This is a genomic window from Paenibacillus arenilitoris (genome assembly GCF_014705655.1).
In the GTDB taxonomy this organism is placed as follows: domain Bacteria; phylum Bacillota; class Bacilli; order Paenibacillales; family Paenibacillaceae; genus Pristimantibacillus; species Pristimantibacillus arenilitoris.
The window spans coordinates 55,235-75,168 of sequence record NZ_JACXIY010000012.1; the positions used below are offsets into that span (position 1 = coordinate 55,235).

Below are 19,934 nucleotides of genomic sequence, written 5' to 3' on the forward strand. Positions count from 1 at the left end.
GATGAAGCCGAATCCGGAACGGAAGCTTTGGGAACAGCTGCGCGACACCGGCATGTATATGCTGGACAACGGACTGGCTTGGGGCAACGCCGGCAATATTAGCGCGCGGGTGGACGAGGACCGTTATTTGATTACGGCAAGCGGGACGGATATGGGCGAGCTCGCCGAGGGCGATTTTGCCCTCTGCTCCGTCGCGAGCGGCAAGGCCGTTCGCGACGGAGGGCCGAAGCCGTCCAAGGAGGTGCCGATGCATCAGGCCGTCTACGAGCTGCGGCCGGAGATCAACGCCGTGCTGCACGCTTCCCCGTTCTACAGCACGATGATCGCCTGCACCGGCGAGCCGATCCCGGCGGATTGGTTCGTGGAGGCGATGTATTACTTGGAGCGGATCGAACGCGTGCCGTACTTTCATCCGGGCTCGCGCGAGCTAGGCGAGGCGGTCCGGGCGAAGGCGGGCGCGGCGAATATTCTGCTGCTGGAAAATCACGGCGTGCTCGTGTACGATACGAGCCTGCGGGAGGCTAGAATGGCGCTGCATACGCTCGAGACGGTATGCAGAATGATGGCGGCGGCCCGAAGCTCCGGCGTGGAGATGCGTTCGCTCTCAAGGCCGACGGTCGACGGCTTCCTGAACGAATCCGGCTACCGGCCGAGAAGGAAGTGGAGCGAATGATCGGCGTCGTGGCGGACGATATAACCGGAGCGGGCGACATCGGCATCATGTTCGCGAAGGCGGATTGGGAGACGCACGTATATCCCCTGCGGGACGCGGCGGAGGCATCGGGGCGCGCGGGCGCGCGTCCCGATGTGCTTATTATCGACACGAATTCGAGGCTGGACCGGCCGGAGGAAGCTTACGCGAAAGCGTACGAGGCGACGAAAAGGCTGGTCGAGGCCGGCTGCGGAACGTTTTACAACAAAACCTGCTCCGTCTTCCGCGGCAACGTCGGCGCGGAGTTCGACGCGATGCTGGACGCGCTGGGCGCCTCCTTCGCGCTCGTCGTGCTCGGCTTTCCGAAGACGGGCCGGACGACGCTCGGCGGCATTCATTACGTCCGCGGCGCCAGGCTTGAGGAATCGGAGTTCCGGCACGATCCGGTGCATCCGATGAACCGGTCGGACTTGGTTGGGATTTTGCAGGCGCAGACCGCGCGCAAGGTCGACCGCATCGACATCGGCGTCGTCGAGGAAGGAAGCGAGGCCCTTCGCAGGGCGATCGCCGAGAGGAAAGCGGCTTGCGGCTACTTGATCGTCGACGTTCGCGATCAGGCGTCTCTGCGGATCATCGCCGAGGCGGCGAAGGATGAGCCGGTGCTGTGCGGAAGCTCCGCGCTGGCGGAGGAGCTGGCGGCGCTGAACCGGGCCGACGCGCCAGCACTGGGAACGTTCCCGCTTGCGGCGGATGCCGGCACGCCGCGCCCGCCTGATCCCGCACGGGCCGGGCGCGGCAGCGTGCTGTGCGCCGCCGGGAGCCTGATGCCGCAAACCGCGGCGCAGACCCGGTATTTGCGGGAGAAGGGCGTTCCGGCGATCGAGCTGGATTCGCTGCTGCTCCTCGATCCGAAGCGGAGCGCGGAGCATCTGCGCGAGGTCGCGGACGAAGCCGCGCGGCGGCTGGAAGCGGGCGAGGACGTGCTCGTCTTCGCCTCCAATCGGCAGGAGAAGATCGCGGAGACGAAGCGGCTGGCGCTGCTGCAAGGAATGGACAACACGGAGGTGTCGCGCGTCGTTTCGGAAGCGCTGTCGGAGACGGTTCGGGCCGTGTGCGGCCGTACCGGCCAGCGGCACCTCGTCGTCGCCGGCGGCGAAACCTCCGCCGCGGTATGCGGCAAGCTGGGCATATCCGCCTTCCGGATCCGGAAGGAAATCGAGCCCGGCCTGCCGTCCTGCGAGTCGCTAGAGCCGGGACGGCGGCTATTCGTCCTGAAATCCGGCAGCTTCGGCGGCGAGGACTTTCTATGGAAGGCGATGGAGCATTTGAAAAAAGAGGGAGGCCGGACTTGATATGAGTCATGCGCTGGAAAGATTGATCAAGAAATATCCGGAGCTGGAAAGCTGCCGCGAAGATATCGCGAAAGCGTTCGGCCTGCTGAAAGCGACCTACGGGAAGGAAGGCAAGCTGCTGCTGGCCGGCAACGGGGGCAGCGCCGCCGATTGCGAGCACGTGGTCGGGGAGCTGATGAAGGGCTTCATGTCGAAGCGGCCGCTGCCTCCGTCCGAGAGGGAGAAGCTGCTCGTGCACGGCGAGGAAGAGGGCGCGTATTTGTCGGATCATCTGCAGGGCGCGCTGCCGGCCATCTCGCTCGTCAGCCACACCGCGCTTGCGACGGCGTTCATCAACGACGTGGCGGCGGACATGATGTTCGCCCAGCAGGTGTACGGCTACGGACGCCAGGAGGACGCGCTCGCCGTCTTCAGCACGTCGGGCAACTCCGCGAACGTCGTTCGCGCCGTGCAGGTGGCCAAATCGCTAGGCATGGCGACGATCGGCTTGACGGGCCAAAGCGGCGGCCGGCTGCATTCGCTGTGCGACGTCACGATCCGCGTGCCGTACGAGTCGACGCCGGATATCCAGGAGCGTCATCTCCCGATCTACCATACGCTTTGCATCATGCTGGAGGAGGCGTTCTTCGGATGACGGTTCTGCTGGGCGGCGTGGATATCGGCGGGACGAAGTGCGCGGCCGTGCTCGGCAGGGCATCCGGGGACGGGATCGAAATCGTGGCGAAGCGCGGCTTCCCGACCCCGGGCAGTCCTCGCGAGGCGATGGAGGCACTCGGCTCCGCGCTTGTAGAGCTTATGGAGGAGCATCGCGTCTCCGGGCTGCGGGCGATCGGCATTAGCTGCGGCGGTCCGCTGGACAGCGCGGCGGGGCTCATCCTGTCGCCTCCGAACTTGCCGGGCTGGGACAGGATCGACGTCGTGACGCCGCTGAAGGAACGGTTCGGCGTGCCGGTCGGGCTGCAGAACGACGCCAACGCCTGCGCCCTCGCCGAATGGAAGTGGGGAGCGGGGAAGGGCTCGCGGAACATGATTTTCTTGACCTTCGGAACGGGAATGGGAGCGGGACTCATCCTGGACGGGCGCTTGTATTCGGGAACGAACGACATGGCCGGCGAGGTCGGCCATATGCGGCTGGAGCATGACGGGCCGGTAGGCTACGGCAAGGCGGGATCCTTCGAAGGCTTCTGCAGCGGCGGCGGCATCGCGAAGCTTGCACGCGCGAAGGCGCTCGAGTGGCTGGCGGACGGACGCGCCACGCTGCTCTGCTCGAAGCCGGGCGAGGCGGACGGCATTACCGCCAAGCTGGTCGGGGACGCCGCAAGGGCGGGTGACGAGCTCGCGCTGGACGTGATGGGCACGGTCGGGCGGCAGCTCGGACGGGGCCTCGCGGTACTCGTCGACGTGCTGAATCCGGAGCGGATCGTAATCGGCAGCATCTACGCGCGGCAGCAGGCGCTGCTTGAGCCGGGCATGCTGGAGCAATTGCAGGTGGAGGCGCTGTCGCTGTCGCTGCGAGCGTGCCGCATCGTGCCGGCCGGGCTCGGCGAGCAGGTCGGCGACGCGGCGAGCTTGTCGGTCGCGCAGTACGCGCTGACCCGCGAACAGGAAGAAGGAGGCTAGGCCATTATGTTTACTTATAACGATTCATCCGCTTCCGCGGCGTCCGTCATGGACGGCGGCCGGAAGGCGCTCGGCGGCTTCGGCGTGACCGTTCGCCTCGAACAAGGGGAGAAGGAGCTGGCGTTCGTCTCGCAGGAGGAGAAGCGGGGGGCCGACGAGCTCGGCAGCCATACGATTATCGAGCGCGTGTATCAGGACGACGCGGAGCGGCCCGAAGCGGTCGTCCGGCTCAAGCTCCGCTGCTACGACCGGTTCGTCCTCGCCTTCGCGGACGGCCGGATCGTCAGCGAGAACGATTTCGGCAACCACCGCGCCTTCGCCCCGGACAACGGGATTACGATCAAGCTCGGCAAGCCGGAAGGCATCGAAGGGGTGCTTGCCAATTACCAGCATAAAGATTGGTGGACGCGCCCGCATTTCGATACGGACCTGACGAAGCTGCCGGGACGCACGCTTTCGCTGCTATGGCGGACGGACGGGGCGTATTACCATATGCTGCCGGTATGCGGCACGCAGTACCGCACGGACCTTGCGGGCGGCACTTCGAACGAGGAAGCGTTGCATGTCCGGATTTCCTCGCATCAAGGCGGCATGACGCGCTGCGATACGTTCGCGTTCCTGCTGGGGGTAGGGGAGGATCCTTACGAGCTGGCGGAGCAAGGCGTCGAGACGGCGCTTCGCGAGCTTGGCTATCCGACGCTCCCGCGCCGAAGGAAGACGTACCCGGAAGTGCTGGATTATTTGGGCTGGTGCAGCTGGGACGCCTTCTACCACAAGGTGGACGAGGAAGGGCTGCTGGCGAAGGCGGGCGAGCTGCGGGAGAGCGGCCTGCCGGTCAAGTGGGTCATGATCGACGACGGCTGGTCGGACATCGCCGACCGCAAGCTTCAAGCCTTCGACGCGGATCCGGCGAAGTTTCCGCAAGGCCTCGCGCATACGATCGGCGCCTTGAAGGAGCGCTTCGGGGTCGGCTGGGTCGGCGTCTGGCATACGATCGCCGGCTATTGGAACGGCATCCATCCGGAGAGCGAGCTTGCGGCCAAGTACGCCGATTACTTGTTCGAGACGAACCGGGGCAATGTGATTCCTTACCCGGACGCGGCAAAGGGCTTCGGCTTCTGGCATGCGTGGCACGGTTATTTGAAGCGCCAGGGCGTCGATTTCGTGAAGGTCGACAGCCAGAGCGCGGTGAACAACTTCCTGCGCCACCACCGTCCGGTAGGGGCGTCGGCGGCCGCGGCCCATTCGGCGCTGGAGGCGTCGGTGTCGATGCATTTCGACCGAACGATCATTAACTGCATGGGCATGGCGTCCGAAAACATTTGGCACCGCCCGGTGTCGGCCGTGTCGCGCAACAGCGACGACTTCGTTCCCCGGGAGCGGAGCGGGTTCCGGGAGCACGCGCTGCAGAACGCGTACAACTCGTATTTTCACGGACCGTTCTATTGGGGCGACTGGGACATGTTCTGGACGCAAAACCATGACGATGTGCAGAACGCGGCGCTGCGCGCGGTAAGCGGCGGACCGGTCTACTTCAGCGACGCGCTCGGGAAGACCGATCCTTTGATGCTATGGCCGCTTATTTACGGTGACGGCAGGATCATCCGCTGCGACCGGACGGCGAATCCGACGCCGGATTGCTTGACCGTTCAGCCATCGGACGCCGGCATGCCGCTTAAGCTGTGGAATACCGCTGGGGGCGCGGGTGTCGTGGCGGCTTTCCATATCGGGGAAGGCGCGGCAGCCGCGGCGGGCACGGTGTCGGCGCAAGACGTGCCGGGGTTGACGGACGGCCCGGTGCTGCTTTACGATTTCTTCGCGAAGACGGTCCGCAAGCTGGCTTCGGGAGAGAAGGCGGCATTCGAGCTTGAGGCGGAGGGGTGCAAGCTGTATTTGCTCGTACCGGCGGCCGCGGACGGCGGCGCGACGCCGATCGGGCTGACGAACAAATACGTTTCGACCCACGCCGTACGGGAGCGTCGCGCATCTGGCGGTACGACGGTCGTGACGCTGGCCGAGGGCGGCAGCTTCGCCTTCGCCGCGGAACGGAAGCCTTCCGGGGTGCGCGTGAACGGAACGGAAGCGTCGTTCGCGGAGCGGCCCGGCGGCTATTTCGAAGTGGACTGCCAGGACGCCCGCGGAGAAGTTACGATCGAAATCGTCCAAGCGTAAGCTTGGGCTTTTCGTATTCGGCTACCCGTCCGCCGCGCCTCGCGCGCGGCTTCAAATAAGCGAAGGATGTGAATAAAATGAACGGAATGCTGACTGCCGCCGACCTGCCCGTGCTGTTCGAGGCGGATGCGGCGGTGATTTGCGGCTCTTTCGCCGGCATCGCCTGCGCGGTGCGGCTCGCGGCGCGGGGGAAGAAGGTCGTCGTGCTCGAGCCGAGGACGTACCTCGGCCGGGAATTGACCGCAACGCTCCGGCCGTGGCTGACGCTGCCGGAAGGCACGCGCCCGGAGCTGCTGCCGCTGCCGGTCCGGCATATTTTGAAGGGGCAAGGCGAGGCGGCGGAAGGCCGCGATGTGCCGCTGCACCCCGATTCGCTGAAGCGCGGCCTGGAGGATTTGCTGGCGGAGCATGGCATCGACCTGCTGTACGCGACTTTGCCGATCGCGGTTATGCGCGCATCGGGGCGAGCGGCGGGGCTTGTCGTCGCGAACAAGTCGGGCCGCCAGGCGGTGCGCTGCCCGCTCGTCGTCGACGCGACCGAAACGGCGCTTTCGGCCGCCTTGTGCGGGGAGGACGCTCAGGCATACGCGGGGGGCTCCACGGCGCTTTATCGGCGTACGCTGGAATTTACGGGCGTTGCCTTGGACGCGGATACGGCGCTGGAGGTGCCGGCGGATATCGGCGTCGCCGGCAACCGGATCGCGCTGCGCCAAGGCTACCTGGGCAAGGAGCATCGGCTGGCCGAATTCGGCTTTGCCGCGGACAGCGGCAACCGGCTGGCTTCGGACAGGGACCGCGAGGCGGAGGCGCGGCGCATCGGCATGCGGCTGGCCAAGCACTTGATGAACGAGGTGCCGGCGTTCCGCAAGGCGACCTTCGCCGCGGCTTCGCACGAGCTGCTCGGTCCGTTCCCGATCGATGCGGGTAGCGAGGCGGAACGGAGTGGCCGATTCGAGCCGGAAGAGCTTGCCTCTTCCGTGCCCGGCGTATATGTCCTCGGAGCGCGGCTCATCCGGCATGGCGACGCGTCGCTGCTGGATCCGGTGCAGGCCGCAGCGGCCGGCGAGCGTCTGGCGGACGCTCTGCTTGCGAAGCAGACCGATACGGATGTACCGGACTGCGAAACGTATGAAGCCGTTGCGGGAGCAAGCGGTTTGTCCGGCGGCGCGGAGGATTGGGAGATCATCGTTCCGGCTCTGACCGGAAGCGACGGGACGGGGCGAACGGTTTGCGTGGGGGCTCAGCCGATCCCCCTCCTTAAGCACGCGGACGTCCTCGTTGCCGGCGGCGGAACGAGCGGCGCCTGCGCTTCGATTACGGCGGCGCGGGAAGGGATGGATACGCTGCTGCTCGAGCTGAATCCCGGCCTCGGCGGCACCGGCACCTTCGGCGGCGTCGACAGCTATTGGTTCGGCAAGCGGGACGGCTACGCGGCGCAAATCACGGAGGACGTGCTGGCCGTGCAGCGCGACATCCGCTACAAGGGACATAAGTGGAACCTCGAGGCGAAGATGTACGCTCTGCTTCGGATGGCGAATCAGGCGGGCGTCGATCCGTTGTTCAACGCCATTACGTTCGGCGCGGTCAAAAGCGGAAGCCGCGTAATCGGCGCCGTCGCGGCAACCCGCTGGGGCGCTTATGCGGCAACGGCGCATGCCGTGATCGACGCGACCGGCGACGGCGACGTCGCGGCGATGGCCGGCGCGCCGTTCGTCTACGGCTCCGAGAAGGATCATACCGTCATGTGGTATTCGCTCGCCCAGTTCCAGACGCCGGTCAAGCTGCAGAACAATTTCACGAGCATGGTCGACGTATCGAACGCGCTCGATTACACGCGGGCGATCCTGGCCGGCCGCCGCCGGGGCAGCGGCTGCCACGATCACGGCATCTACGTCGCGACGAGGGAGAGCCGGCATATGATCGGCGACGTCGTCATGCGGCTGACCGATCAGCTGCTTCACCGCCGCTGGCCGGACGTAGTCAACGTCCATTTCAGCAACCATGACGTGAAGGGCGTCAGCGGCGCGGAGTGGGTGAACGTCGGCTTGATTCCGCCGAATCTGGAAATCGAAATCCCTTACCGCATGCTGCTGCCGCGAGGGCTGGAGGGCATTCTCGTCGTCGGCAAGGCGATATCGGCGACGCATGACGCCCTGCCGGCGATCCGGATGCAGTCGGATCTCGAGAACCTGGGCGCGGTTGCCGCGCTGGCGGCGGCGCAGGCCGTGCGGTCGAGGATCGCGCCGAGGAGCATCGACGTTAAGGCGCTGCAGCGGAGGCTGGTTCGGGAGCGGCTCATCCCCGAAGAGACGCTTGCGAGAGAGCTTGCTCCGCTGCTCTACGCCGACGACGAGCTGAGCCGGCTGGTCGATTCCATCGAGTCCGAGGAGCCGCTCTACGAATATTCGAACATGCGGATGAACGAGGTGTACCGCGCGGCGATGCCGTTCGTCGAGATTTGCTCGGCGGGGCCGCGGATCGTTCCTTACGCAGAGCGCGCCATGGCGGAGGCGGTCGGCGTGAAGCGGATTCGGCTGGCGCAGGCGCTCGCCATGCTCGGCTCGAGCGAAGGCGTGCCGGTCCTGATCGACGCGATCATGGCCGAATTGACCGGCGACGGGCTGCCGGTCAGGACGGCGGACATTATGTACGTGCAGCTCCCGCCCGATCACGGGGCGATGCCGGACGTCGCGTACTTGCTTTATTCGCTCGCGCAGGCGGCGGATCCGCGCTCGGTTCCGGTATGGGAGAGGGTGGCGGCGCTGCTCCGTCCGGACGAGGACGATTTCAAAGATACGCGGCAAGGCATCTTTTATTACGTCGACGCGGTTTGCCGGGGCGCGGAGCGGCTTGGCGACAGGCGGGCGATTGCGGTTCTCGAGCGGCTGCATGCCATCCCGCTGTTCAAGGATCAGCAAAGCCTGAGCGGCGCTCAGCCGGACTATTTTCTGGAGCGGCGGTCGATGCTCGAGCTTGCGATAGGACGCGCGCTGGCAAGATGCGGAAGTCCGGCGGGGTATGACATTTTGATCCGCTACTTGGACGATGTTCGTTCGCTGCTCGCGAAGAACGCGCTGCTGGAGCTGCAGCGGCTTGGCGGCCGAAGCTTAGGCAAGGACGCGCGGCAATGGCGCGTCTGGCTGGAAGAGGCGAAGCCATATGAGAGCACTTACCCGCTGACGATGCAATTGGATATCGAGCCTGACAGCGAATCGCTGCTGCGCCGGATCGAGCCGAGGTAATGGCGTTACGGCCGTACAGGAGATTTTGCGGGGAACGGCGTTGTCCGGCGTTGGCTGATCGCGGCCGGAAACATCTTCGGGGATGGAGGGAAACGGATGATTATCGGACTGGATATCGGGACGACCAACATGAAGGCCGGCCTCTTTGACGAGAGAGGGCGGCTGCTTGCCGAGGCGAGCAGCCCTAACGAGTGCCGAACGCATGCCGACGGATTTGCCTATTACGACCCCGAACGGCTATGGACGGAAGTCGCGGCCATGATCCGCCGGCTCGCGGCCGGGGAGCCGAAGCGGACGGTGCGGGCGATCGGCATCGCGAGCATGGCGGAAAGCGGCCTGCTCGCGGACAGGAGCACGGGCAAGCCGCGGTCGCCGATCGTTCCGTGGTTCGAGCGGTGCTCGCTCGAGCAGGCGAAGGCGATCGAGAATGAAGTCGACGCCTTCGAGCGGTTCCGCGCGACGGGATTGCGGCCTTCGTTCAAGTACGGCCTGGCCAAGCTGCTGTGGCTGAAGGAGAGGAACGGGGACGCGCTTCGCTCCGCCGTATGGCTGTCCGTCTCTTCGTATATCGCCAACCGGCTGACGGGGAGGCTGGCGGAGGATTATACGCTTGCGGCAAGGACTTACGCATTCCGCATGGCGGATAAACGCTGGGACGCGCCGCTGCTTCGGCATTTCGGCCTGGAGGAGGCGTTGTTCCCGCCCGCCGTGCCGGCCGGCGCCGCGGCCGGCAGCGTGACGACATCGGCCGCGGAGGCGCTGGGGCTGCCGGACGGCGTCCCGGTGTTCCTTGCCGGGCACGACCATGTGTGCGCTTCGCTCGCGGTCGGCTCTTCGCTTGACGGCGGCATTTACAACTCGATGGGGACGGCCGAGACGGTCGTTGGCGCGTTCGCGGCCAGGGAGCTTACGAAAGCGGATTTTGCCTCCGGGCTCGCTTATGGGTTCCACCCGGTGCCGGGCCATTTGTTCTGGCTCGGCGGGCATTCCTCGTCCGGAGGATCGGTGGAATGGATGAGGGGGATTCTCGGCGACGAGAAAGTCGGCTACGAACGAATTTTGGAGCTGCTGGATGAAGCTCCGCCTTCGCCAAGCGGCATCATCTATCTTCCTTATTTGACGGGATGCGGGGCGCCGACGCCCGATCCTTACGCCAAAGCGGCTTTCATCGGCCTTACGGCGCGCCATGGCCGAGGGGAGCTGCTGCGGGCGGTGCTGGAGGGCAGCGCCTATCAAATGGAGTCGATCCGCCGCTGCGCGGAAGCGGTATCCGGCAGCCCGATCCGCCTGATGCGCGTCGTGGGCGGAGGGGTCCGCAACCGCCGCTGGCTGCAAATCAAGGCGGACGTGTCCGGCATTACGCTGGAGGCGCCGGACATTCCGGAGGCCGCGCTCGCGGGCGCCGCGATTACGGCCGGCGTCGGCTTCGGCCTGTACGGCTCTTACGAAGAGGCGGCCCGGGTTTTCGCGGCCGGCGGCCGTATGAAAGCGGTGTTCGAGCCGGACCCGGAACGCCATGCCAGGTACGCCGAGCTGTACGAGCGGCAGTTTCTGAAGTTCTGCCGCGCGTTGGCCGGGGCATGAGAGGATGGATTCCTAATAAGGAGGCTGTCTCAAAGGCCGTGATACGACCCGAGAGACAGCCCTTCCTGGCTTCGATTGCCATGAGACGACGGTGCTAGTTTCAAAAAATGAAACTAAATTGCTCTTAGCGCCACTCACACCTTCCGTAGTTTCAATATTTGAATTTATTCGTTTCCACTCGCGCTGCATCTATCGAAATTATGCTACTAGTTTCAAAATTTGAAACTAAACGTCTACGAATTATTCTTCTTTCGTGTTTAGTTTCAGTTTTTGAAATTGAAAAGGTAAGCCTAGAGGTCGGATGGCTTTCGCTCGCCCGCAGATTGCGAAGGCAAGGCGGCAATCGGTCAAAACGAGAAATTCGGTGAAGGACAGCTTCCCAAGCCCCGCTATCGGTGGTGCAAGGATAACTCCTTAGCATCACCTTTTTTCGATTACATCCTTTTTTTGATGAAGCGAACCGTCCATTTTGCTAGCAAACCTGCTTTAGGGACAGCCCTAGTCAGCCGCATTTCGTTCCGAGAGCACGATTCCCTCAATTCAAATACTGCCTTCGAAATTTAAGTGGAGATAGACCGAAGCTTTGTTTAAAACAAGCTGAAAAATAAGGCGAATAACGGAACCCCACCTCATCGGCAATCCGTTCGATCGACCATTCCGTCGTGACGAGCAGGCGTTTCGCCCGCTCCAACCGGAAATGGTGCAAGTACTCGATGGGCGTGCGGCCATATTTGGATTTCATACAACGAACGATGTAATTGGGGTGAAAATGCAAAGCAGCCGATAGCGTTTCGTTGGTGATTTTTTCCTTGTAGTTCTTTTGAATGTAGGCTGCCGTTTGTTCCGCCAACCGGTCTGCCACAGAGCGAGTGCGGCTTGACCCGCTTTCCAGCATGGCGAGCAATTGGGCAAGCAGCCGTTGTTCCTCCCAGAAGAAAGAATCGTCCGGCAGATCAAGCAGCTGCTGCATCAGGCCGAATGCCTCTTGAAGGTTGGACAGCCGAGACTGCTTCGGCAGACGCAGCGTGTAAGGATTGATAAAAGGCCGGGACGAGAAGAGAGCTCTGACCGATTCGGATTGAACAAGTCTTTCCCGCCTGACCGTATGCTCGAAATGAACCCAGTAAAACGACGTATCCCGATCGCAAGGCCGAATCGAATAATGCTCCCCGTCCGGAAGCAGAAGCAGCGTATCTCCCTCCGTCAGCGTCCATTGCCGATTATTTTCTCCAATATGAAGTTCTCCATTAATGACCATCAACAAATCGTATAGGCCGAGATTTTTTCGATTCGTGTGATTGTCGCCGGCCCGGAAGTCTGAGCGACCCGAACCCAAATAGTAGGGCAAGGGAGGCGTCTTTAATTCGATCATCGCATCTTCGCTCATCGTCTGCCTCCAATTGTGTTATTTATTATAAAAAAAGGTTCAATCCATTTCTATTTAACCGCTATCCCACAGCATATAATTGATTTTACCAAGAGTCAATTTCTATAGGAGGATATTCCAAATGGAGAACACGCAAACCTATATTCGGGACGACTTCTGGCAAGATTATACGGAATTGGTGCGTCAGACCGTCATTCCTTATCAATGGGAAGCTTTGAATGATCGGATTGAGGGAGCGGAGCCCAGCCACGCCATTCGAAATTTCCGGATTGCCGCGGGGCTGGAGGAAGGGGAGTTCGGAGGCTGGATATTTCAAGACAGCGATCTCTACAAATGGTTGGAAGCGGTCGCCTACACGCTTCGTCATTATCCCGATCCCGAGCTGGAGAAGACGGCAGACGGCGCCATCGACCTGATCGGACAAGCCCAGCATGAGAACGGGTACTTGAATACTTATTTTTCGATCAAAGAACCGGGAAAGCAATGGACGAATCTCTACGAAGCGCATGAGCTTTATTGCGCAGGCCATCTGATCGAAGCCGCGGTCGCCTATTACCAAAGCACGGGCAAGCGCAAGCTGCTGGACATGGCTTGCCGCTTCGCCGATCTGATCGATCGTCTCTTTGGAGAGGAGCCGGGCCAAATCCGGGCGTATTGCGGACATCAAGAGATCGAGCTTGCGCTGGTGAAGCTGTACAAGGCGACGGGAGAAGAACGTTATTTGAACCTGAGCAGCTACTTCATCGACGAACGGGGAAGCAAGCCCAACTATTTCATTGGAGAATGGGAGCGCCGCGGCAGGACGAGCATTTGGTCGCAAGGCATGCCCAATCTCGAGGTGTATCAGAGCCATCTTCCCGTACGCGATCAAACCGCGGCTGTCGGCCATTCCGTTCGAGCTGTTTACATGTACACGGCCATGGCCGATCTGGCGCTGCTGACCGGCGACGACAAGCTGCGCGAAGCTTGCGAGAGACTATGGGACAATACGACCCGCAAGCAGATGTACATTACCGGAGGGATCGGTTCGACTCATCTTGGCGAAGCGTTTACGTTCGACTACGATTTGCCCAACGATACGGTATATGCGGAAACCTGCGCTTCGATCGGTCTGATTTTTTGGGCGCGCAGGATGCTGAGGATTGAAGCGAAGAGCGATTACGCGGATGTGATGGAAAGAGCGTTGTACAACAACGTGCTCGGAAGCATGTCCAGGGACGGCAAGCATTTCTTCTATGTGAATCCGCTTGAAGTGTGGCCGGACGCAAGCAGCAAAAATCCGGACAGGTTCCACGTGAAGCCCGTTCGCCAGAAGTGGTTCGGCTGCTCCTGCTGCCCGCCGAACGTTGCCCGGTTGCTAAGCTCGCTGAACGATTACATTTATGATGTGTCCGATCATGGCAAGACGGTTTATACTCATCTGTTTATTGGCAGCGAGCTCGGCTTCGAGACCGCGAACCGCAAGGTGACGCTGCGTCAGAGATCCGAATTGCCTTGGAGCGGCAGAGTCGAATTTGCGATCTCGGTTTCGGACAAGGCTAACGCCGCGTTTGAGCTTGCGCTGCGAATCCCCGACTGGTTCCAAAAGGGTCTTCCCGTGCTGAAAGTTAACGGAGCAGAGCACGCCTATCGCGTGGAGAACGGATACGCCAAGCTTGAACGGGATTGGTCGGACGGCGATACGTTGGAATGGCTGTTGCCGCTTGAATCGAAGCTGATCGCAGCCAACCCGTTAATCCGGGCCAATGCCGGCAAAGCAGCCATTCAACGCGGACCGCTCGTGTACTGCGTGGAAGAGACGGATAACGGAGCGCCGCTTGCTTCCATTTCATTGGCCGAGGAACCGAACCTAACGGATCGGTTTGTATCCGATTTGCTCGGCGGCTGCATCGTCGTGGAAGGCGACGGGTTGGCGGCGGACGAATCCGAGTGGCCTGCGGATAAGCCCTATCAGCCGCTCGGCAAGCGGAGCAAGCCTGTCAGGTTCAAGGCGATTCCTTATTATTTATGGGGCAATCGCAAGCCTGGCGAGATGAGCGTCTGGCTTCGATATTGATCATTCCAATATTTCGCATAAAAAAAAAGTTCTGAAGGTCCCTGGGAGTTCCCAAGGACCATTCAGGCTTATCCGGTACGGCGGTGATGAACATGAAATCGGGAAATGACCGGAGGACGGGTATGGATCGAATGACCTTGAAAAATCGCATCCTTTTGCTTTTTTCCGCGGCAACGCTTATCCCTTTTAGCTTTACCTGCGAGGCTTACGTTTACATCGAATCCGGGTTCAAGTTAACGCGGAGCATTCTTGATCTTGATGGAGTCAGCAAACATACGGTGGTCTCCCTCATTTCTAAAGCCGATTACAACCGGGAAAAAAATCAATGTCGGCTTGTTACGGAGGCTGACACTCCTTGTCGCCCGATCTCCAAGTAACCGCCGGCATCGCGCCGAATCATGACAAAAGCATCCGCCTCGACTAGTGTCAAAATTTGAAACTAAACCTCCGATCGCCGCTCCTTATCCACTAATAGTTTCAAAATTTGCACCTACTCGCCCCATATCCTCGCCATCCCCCTTGCCCCGCGCCTATTAATCTCAAAAACTGAAACTATACCGCCATTCCAGTCGGAAATCCTGCGATTAATTTCAATATTTGAAACTCACACCGAAGCAGCCGGTTTCCCGCCGCCGTTCATTCCGGCCCGAAATACGCACGCGAGTCCTCGTTTCCATTTCTACTAAAGTCTGTTATTCTACTGAAGTACGCATTTTACGGGCTGAGGAGGAGCAACGATGAAACCGGTTACTGTCTATGATATTGCAAGGGAAGCGAACGTCTCAGTAGCCACGGTGTCGCGCGTCATCAACAACACGGCCCCGGTGAAAAAGTCGACGAGGGAGAAGGTGCTGGAGCTCATCCACAAGTACCAGTTCCAGCCGAACGCGCTGGCCAGAAGCTTGTTCAAGAAGGAGACCGGGATGATCGGCGTCATTTTGCCGGACATTACGAACCCGTTTTTTCCCGAGGTGCTTGCCGGGCTGGACCAGGAGGCGAGAAGCAAAGGGTACACGTTCTTCCTATGCGATACGGTGTCGACGAACGGGGATTCCGTGGAGCAGTACGTGCGCGAATCGCAATATTTGAACATTTTGATGGAAAAGCAGGTAGACGGAATCGTCATGATCGGCGGCCGGATCAATCTGGCGAAGCCGGAGCGGGAGCTGGTGAGCGAGGTCGCGGAAGCGAGCAAGCGCGTGCCGCTGCTGCTCATTAACGGCAGCTTGCCCGGCGAGAGCATGACCCGCATTTACGCGGACGAGCGTGAAGGCGCCGAGCTGGCGACGCAGCATTTGATCGATCTGGGCCATCGCGACATCGCCTTCGCCGGCGGCTTCAAGAAAATGTCCAATACCCTCCAGCGCATTCAAGGCTTTGTTCGGACGATGGAGAAAAACGGCCTGCAGGCGAAGAAGGAATGGATGCTCGACGGCGGATTTTCCGTGGAAAGCGGCAAGGCGTTCCTGAACCGGTTGCTTGAGCTGCCGGAGCGGCCGACGGCCATCTTTTGCGCTAACGATCTCGTCGCGATCGGGGCGATGAAGGCGGCCAGCAAAGCCGGGCTGCGCGTACCGCAGGACCTGTCGCTCGTCGGATTCGACGATATTCCGTACGCGTCCAACAGCATTCCGGAGCTGACGACCGTTTCCTTGAAATGCTACGACGTCGGCAAAGGTGCGGCGGAGCTGCTGCACCAGATGATTACGAAGAACAAAGTGAACAAAAACACGAAAATCAGACCCGAGCTGATCGTCCGCGAGACTACGGCTTGCCCGAGCAGAAATTAGCCGGGTCAAAAATTTTATTATTGACAACGCTTACAACGTTGAATACAATCAAATTGTCAAAACATTGCCGGTTGGCGGCGATTCAAATGTAACCCGTTTCATTTCGCAACCGTAAACGCGCCATACGATTCAAAGCACAAAATACACGACAGATTACCGTAACAGAAAGCAAGAGCTATTTGCATCGGTCGCTAGAGTGTATTTATTTTTTTGCCGAAATGTAACGGGTTTCATGAAACGGGTTACACTATTCGAGCTTATCTATCCTTTTATTCGGAGGAATCGACATGAGCATGGAAACGAGGCCGAAGACGGTCGTACAATTCGATTCGGACGCGGTACGCATACACGGCAAGCCGCACATTCTGCTGTGCGCCTCGCTGTTCTATTTCCGGATACCGCGCAGGCTGTGGAAGGAGAGGATGCTCCAGCTGAAGGCGTTCGGCTATAACAGCATCGACGTGTATTTCCCTTGGAACTACCATGAACGCCGGGAAGGGGAATGGGATTTCGACGGCGAGCGCGACGTTGCGGCCTTCCTGGATACGGCGAAGGAAACGGGGCTTTGGGTCGTTGCCAGACCCGGCCCGTACATTTGCTCGGAATGGGACGGCGGCGCGCTCCCGGCCTACCTGCTCGCGAAGGAGGACATGAAGCTGCGCGACAACGATCCCGCCTTTCTCGGCGCGGTCGCAAGCTGGTTCGACCGGATTTTGCCGATTCTGAAGGCTTATCAGGAGGGCGAGGGCGGATCGGTCATCGCCGTGCAGCTCGACAACGAGCTGGACTTCTACGGCTGCGACGATCCGCCGGGCTACATTGCGGCGCTGCGCGACATGGCGCTCGCCCGCGGCATTGCCGTTCCGCTGTTCGCCTGCGCCGGACAGGGCGGATTGCCTCAAGCATCGGGACTTGCGGACGGCGTGATGCCGACCTGCAACTTCTATCCCGACGACCGGGACCCGGAATTCGAGGAGAAGGTGCTGCATTACCGGAGAACGCTTGCGGAGCGAGGCTATCCGCTGCTCGTGACGGAGACGAACCGCGCGCATTATTTGCTCCGGCGGCTGCTGTCCTGCGGCGCCAAGCTGCTGGGCCCGTACCTGCAAGCATCCGGAACGGACTTCGGCTTCACGAACGCGACGAACAATTGGGGCAAGCCGCTGGCATTTATGGCTTCCGATTACGATTTCGGGGGCATGATCTCGCCGGAAGGCCATATTCGGGAGGAGGCGTACGAGGGCCGTCTTCTCGGCCGGTTGATCGAAGCCTACGGCGCCTCGCTTGCGGAAGCGGCGGCGGAGGAGGATACCGTCTGGACGCTTGAGGGGGACGCCGTTAATTCGGCGGGGCCGTTCGCGCTGCGGTTGAAGACGGGCGGCAGCCTGCTGTTCGTTACGAATTTGGAGGATCGGGACAAAGAAGCGGCGATCGCGCCGGCATCGGATGCGAATGCGAGCGTCTCCGTTTCGTTCACGCTGCGGGCCGGCCGCTCCTTAACGCTCCCTTCGCAAGTGCCGCTTATCCAATGGGGCTGGGAAGGCGTGCTCGAATATTCGACCGCCGAGCTCTATATGGCGGAGGAGACGGCGGGCGGAACGGTGCTTGCGCTGCATACGGAAGGCCGGGGAGAGATCGGCCTGAAGTTCGGCGGGCCGGTAGAGGTCTCGGCGGAACAAGCGGCGGTAAGCGGGCAGGACGGAACCGTTATCGTCCGCTTCGACGGGCAGACGGACGCTGCCTGCGTCATCCAAGACCCAACCGGACGCCGATTGAAGCTGCTTATCCACGACCGATTGAAAGCGCTTCACATGGAAGGTTTGGACGAGAACGGAGATGCTCGGATCGGCGAGGCTCTCCGCTATCCGGACCTACCGTCCGAGGAGGCGGCCGCGGATTGGACGCTCGGCGGGTTCGAAGCTTCGGAGCCGATGACGGCTCCGAACGAGCGGATAAGCAGGGATAAGGCGGATTATTTGGAGCGCGAGGGCATTTACCGGGGCTATGCCTGGTACGAAGCGGCTGTCCGGGTGCCGGAAGGCCGGTCGGTGAAAGGCGTGCTGATCCGGCAGGGCAGCGACGCGGTGTCGCTGTATGCGGGAGGCGAATACGCCGGAACGGTTACCCCGGGAGGCGGAACCGCCTATATCCCGCTTGGCGAAGAGCCGGCGAACGGCCGGTTGGTTGCAAGGACGGAAATTTGGGGCCATTCGAACTTCGACGACATTCGGCTCCCTGCCCTTCGCCTGAATGCGATGAAAGGGCTGAGGGGAATGGCGGCCGTTACGGAGGTGCGGGAGCTTAGCCGGAACTGGAGTCTTTATCGCGCGAAGGACCGGACGCTGCGGAAGGAGCATATCGAACCGGCCGATGACGGCCTGTGGCCGGTCGTAGGCTTCGGCGGCTGGATGTCGCCCGATCATCCCGCCTTCGAATATTACCGGAAATCGTTCGCGGCGTCGGAGGACGCAAGCTCGTGGACGCTGCATTTTCAAGGATTGGGGTCGCTCGCGAGACTGTTCGTGAACGGAGAGGAAGTCGGCGCGGTCCATCCGTTCGACCCTTACGTGGACATAACGCCTTACGTGACGGCAGGCGAGACGGTTCGGCTGACGGTATTTCTGGAGCGCGTGCTCGGCTTGCCGGCAGGTCGGGTGACGTTGTACGAGGGCGTCGAAGCGGAGGGCTGGACGATAAGCGGCGCGGAGGAGGAAGCGCTCCTTGAACATGCGAAGTCGCATCGGGACGCAGCGGTTCAGGCAAATTTCCCCGTGACGCTGCAGGCGGGCGAGACGGCTTGGCTGCAAGCCCGCACGGTGAACTCGGAGCAAGGAAGCGGCTGGCGTGCGAAGGTGAGCGGCTCCGGTCTTAAGCTGACCGCGTTCATGGAAGGGAGGATCGTCGGCCGGCTATGGCTGCCTTGCGAATCGAACCGGCCCGTCGTGACGGGCGGCAGCCCGGATTCCTTCTACCTGCCGGGCGTATGGTACGCGGACGGGAAGGCGGCTCTCTCGATTTTGCTCGAGGCGGTCGACCCGGGCAAGCAGGGAACGCTGGAATCGATTCGGTTCGTATCGGTCTAGCCCATCATGACTAGGAGGGATGAGAATGGCTGCCATTGCCGAAATCGCGCAGGAAACGAAGCCGCAGCGCGTCAGTAGCGGAAGAGCAAGACGGTTCTGGAATAACCGGACGCTTCTTCTCATGTGTTTGCCGGCGATCGCGTTTTTCATCATATTCGCTTATTTGCCGATGCCAGGCCTGTACTTGGCCTTCATTAATTACAACTACTCGGACGGCATCTTCAAAAGCCCGTTCGTCGCCTTCGACAACTTCCGGTTTCTCGTCATCAACGGGGACCTGTGGCGGCTTTCGTTCAATACCGTCGCCTATAACCTGGTCTTCATCGTGCTCGGCAACGTGCTGCAGATCATGGTCGCCATCCTGCTGAACGAAATCCGCAAGAAGTGGTTCAAGAAGGTTACGCAGACGATCATGTTTTTGCCGCATTTTATATCCGCCGTCCTGATCGGCCTCATCGCCTATAATATTTTGAGCTACGACTACGGCTACTTGAACACCGTGCTGGAATCGCTCGGCATGGAGCCCGTGAAGACGTACTCCAACCCGAACATCTGGCCGTTCATCATCGTGCTCACGTTTTTGTGGCAGTCGACCGGCTACGGATCCATCGTTTATTTCGCGGCCATCATGGGGCTGGACAACGAAATCATCGAGGCGTCGGAGATCGACGGGGCCAACGCGTTCCAGCGCATCGTTTACATTATTATTCCGTGGCTGAAGCCGACCTTCATCATCCTGATGCTGTTCTCGCTCGGCGGCATTCTGAAAGGGAATTTCGGGCTGTTCTTCAACCTCGTCGGGGCGAACAACACCGCCTTGTACGCGACGACGGACATTATCGAGACGTACGTGTTCCGCTCGCTCATGACGAACTTCAACTTCTCGATCGGCAGCGCGGTGAGCCTCTATCAATCGGTATTCGGCTTCATCATCGTCATTACGGCCAACTGGCTCGTGCGCAAGGCTTCGCCCGAAAACTCGTTATTCTAGGAGGT

The 19,934-nt window shown here is 61.0% G+C and carries 13 protein-coding genes; 12 read left to right on the plus strand and 1 reads right to left on the minus strand.

The window, feature by feature from the left end; genetic code table 11:
* Position 1 precedes the first annotated feature (1 nt).
* The 7 genes from IDH41_RS09410 (at position 2) to IDH41_RS09440 (ending at position 10,622) form a co-directional block, all read left to right on the plus strand.
* Entirely contained in the window at positions 2-673 is a 672-nt protein-coding gene (locus IDH41_RS09410) for a class II aldolase/adducin family protein (RefSeq protein WP_190860371.1), read from the plus strand.
* Positions 670-2,004 (plus strand): four-carbon acid sugar kinase family protein, encoded by a 1,335-nt coding sequence (locus IDH41_RS09415; protein ID WP_190860374.1) that lies wholly within the window; start codon positions 670-672, stop codon positions 2,002-2,004. Before IDH41_RS09410 ends, IDH41_RS09415 begins: the two co-directional genes overlap by 4 nt.
* Position 2,005: 1 nt before the next feature.
* A complete protein-coding gene (locus tag IDH41_RS09420; RefSeq protein WP_190860376.1) occupies positions 2,006-2,638 on the plus strand; it encodes a D-sedoheptulose-7-phosphate isomerase in 633 nt (210 codons plus the stop codon).
* A complete protein-coding gene (locus IDH41_RS09425) occupies positions 2,635-3,624 on the plus strand; it encodes an ROK family protein (protein ID WP_190860378.1) in 990 nt (329 codons plus the stop codon). Before IDH41_RS09420 ends, IDH41_RS09425 begins: the two co-directional genes overlap by 4 nt.
* A 6-nt stretch (positions 3,625-3,630) precedes the next feature.
* Positions 3,631-5,796, plus strand: a complete 2,166-nt coding sequence (locus IDH41_RS09430) for a Sip1-related alpha-galactosidase (protein ID WP_190860380.1) — start codon at positions 3,631-3,633, stop codon at positions 5,794-5,796.
* Between the two features lie 77 nt (positions 5,797-5,873).
* The gene (locus IDH41_RS09435) at positions 5,874-9,038 is read left to right on the plus strand and encodes an FAD-dependent oxidoreductase (RefSeq protein WP_190860382.1); all 3,165 of its coding nucleotides are present in this window, start codon (positions 5,874-5,876) and stop codon (positions 9,036-9,038) included.
* A gap of 96 nt (positions 9,039-9,134) precedes the next feature.
* Entirely contained in the window at positions 9,135-10,622 is a 1,488-nt protein-coding gene (locus tag IDH41_RS09440; RefSeq protein ID WP_190860385.1) for an FGGY-family carbohydrate kinase, read from the plus strand.
* Between the two features lie 535 nt (positions 10,623-11,157).
* Here IDH41_RS09440 and IDH41_RS09445 read toward each other — a convergent pair.
* On the minus strand, positions 11,158-12,009 hold the full coding sequence (locus IDH41_RS09445; RefSeq protein ID WP_190860387.1) for a helix-turn-helix domain-containing protein: 852 nt from the start codon (positions 12,007-12,009) through the stop codon (positions 11,158-11,160).
* A 121-nt stretch (positions 12,010-12,130) separates the two neighbouring features.
* On the opposite strand from IDH41_RS09445, the gene IDH41_RS09450 reads away from it, so the two are divergent.
* The 5 genes from IDH41_RS09450 (at position 12,131) to IDH41_RS09470 (ending at position 19,929) form a co-directional block, all read left to right on the plus strand.
* Positions 12,131-14,065 carry a glycoside hydrolase family 127 protein gene (locus IDH41_RS09450; protein ID WP_190860389.1) on the plus strand — a complete coding sequence of 645 codons (1,935 nt, stop codon included), beginning with the start codon at positions 12,131-12,133 and terminating at the stop codon, positions 14,063-14,065.
* A 122-nt stretch (positions 14,066-14,187) separates the two neighbouring features.
* Positions 14,188-14,442 (plus strand): hypothetical protein, encoded by a 255-nt coding sequence (locus IDH41_RS09455; protein WP_190860391.1) that lies wholly within the window; start codon positions 14,188-14,190, stop codon positions 14,440-14,442.
* Positions 14,443-14,802: 360 nt separating this feature from the next.
* Positions 14,803-15,855 (plus strand): LacI family DNA-binding transcriptional regulator, encoded by a 1,053-nt coding sequence (locus IDH41_RS09460; protein ID WP_190860393.1) that lies wholly within the window; start codon positions 14,803-14,805, stop codon positions 15,853-15,855.
* 287 nt (positions 15,856-16,142) lie between these two features.
* Positions 16,143-18,938, plus strand: coding sequence for a beta-galactosidase (locus IDH41_RS09465; protein ID WP_190860395.1), 2,796 nt, complete (start codon positions 16,143-16,145; stop codon positions 18,936-18,938).
* A gap of 25 nt (positions 18,939-18,963) precedes the next feature.
* Entirely contained in the window at positions 18,964-19,929 is a 966-nt protein-coding gene (locus IDH41_RS09470; RefSeq protein WP_190860397.1) for an ABC transporter permease, read from the plus strand.
* The last annotated feature ends 5 nt before the right edge of the window (positions 19,930-19,934 follow it).

What these genes read in the sequence shown, in the direction of transcription:
- IDH41_RS09410 (WP_190860371.1), top strand. Translation starts at nt 2, where the DNA reads ATGAAGCCGAATCCGGAACGGAAGCTTTGGGAACAGCTGCGCGACACC.
- IDH41_RS09415 (WP_190860374.1), top strand. Translation starts at nt 670, where the DNA reads ATGATCGGCGTCGTGGCGGACGATATAACCGGAGCGGGCGACATCGGC.
- IDH41_RS09420 (WP_190860376.1), top strand. Translation starts at nt 2,006, where the DNA reads ATGAGTCATGCGCTGGAAAGATTGATCAAGAAATATCCGGAGCTGGAA.
- IDH41_RS09425 (WP_190860378.1), top strand. Translation starts at nt 2,635, where the DNA reads ATGACGGTTCTGCTGGGCGGCGTGGATATCGGCGGGACGAAGTGCGCG.
- IDH41_RS09430 (WP_190860380.1), top strand. Translation starts at nt 3,631, where the DNA reads ATGTTTACTTATAACGATTCATCCGCTTCCGCGGCGTCCGTCATGGAC.
- IDH41_RS09435 (WP_190860382.1), top strand. Translation starts at nt 5,874, where the DNA reads ATGAACGGAATGCTGACTGCCGCCGACCTGCCCGTGCTGTTCGAGGCG.
- IDH41_RS09440 (WP_190860385.1), top strand. Translation starts at nt 9,135, where the DNA reads ATGATTATCGGACTGGATATCGGGACGACCAACATGAAGGCCGGCCTC.
- IDH41_RS09445 (WP_190860387.1), bottom strand. Translation starts at nt 12,009, where the DNA reads ATGAGCGAAGATGCGATGATCGAATTAAAGACGCCTCCCTTGCCCTAC.
- IDH41_RS09450 (WP_190860389.1), top strand. Translation starts at nt 12,131, where the DNA reads ATGGAGAACACGCAAACCTATATTCGGGACGACTTCTGGCAAGATTAT.
- IDH41_RS09455 (WP_190860391.1), top strand. Translation starts at nt 14,188, where the DNA reads ATGGATCGAATGACCTTGAAAAATCGCATCCTTTTGCTTTTTTCCGCG.
- IDH41_RS09460 (WP_190860393.1), top strand. Translation starts at nt 14,803, where the DNA reads ATGAAACCGGTTACTGTCTATGATATTGCAAGGGAAGCGAACGTCTCA.
- IDH41_RS09465 (WP_190860395.1), top strand. Translation starts at nt 16,143, where the DNA reads ATGAGCATGGAAACGAGGCCGAAGACGGTCGTACAATTCGATTCGGAC.
- IDH41_RS09470 (WP_190860397.1), top strand. Translation starts at nt 18,964, where the DNA reads ATGGCTGCCATTGCCGAAATCGCGCAGGAAACGAAGCCGCAGCGCGTC.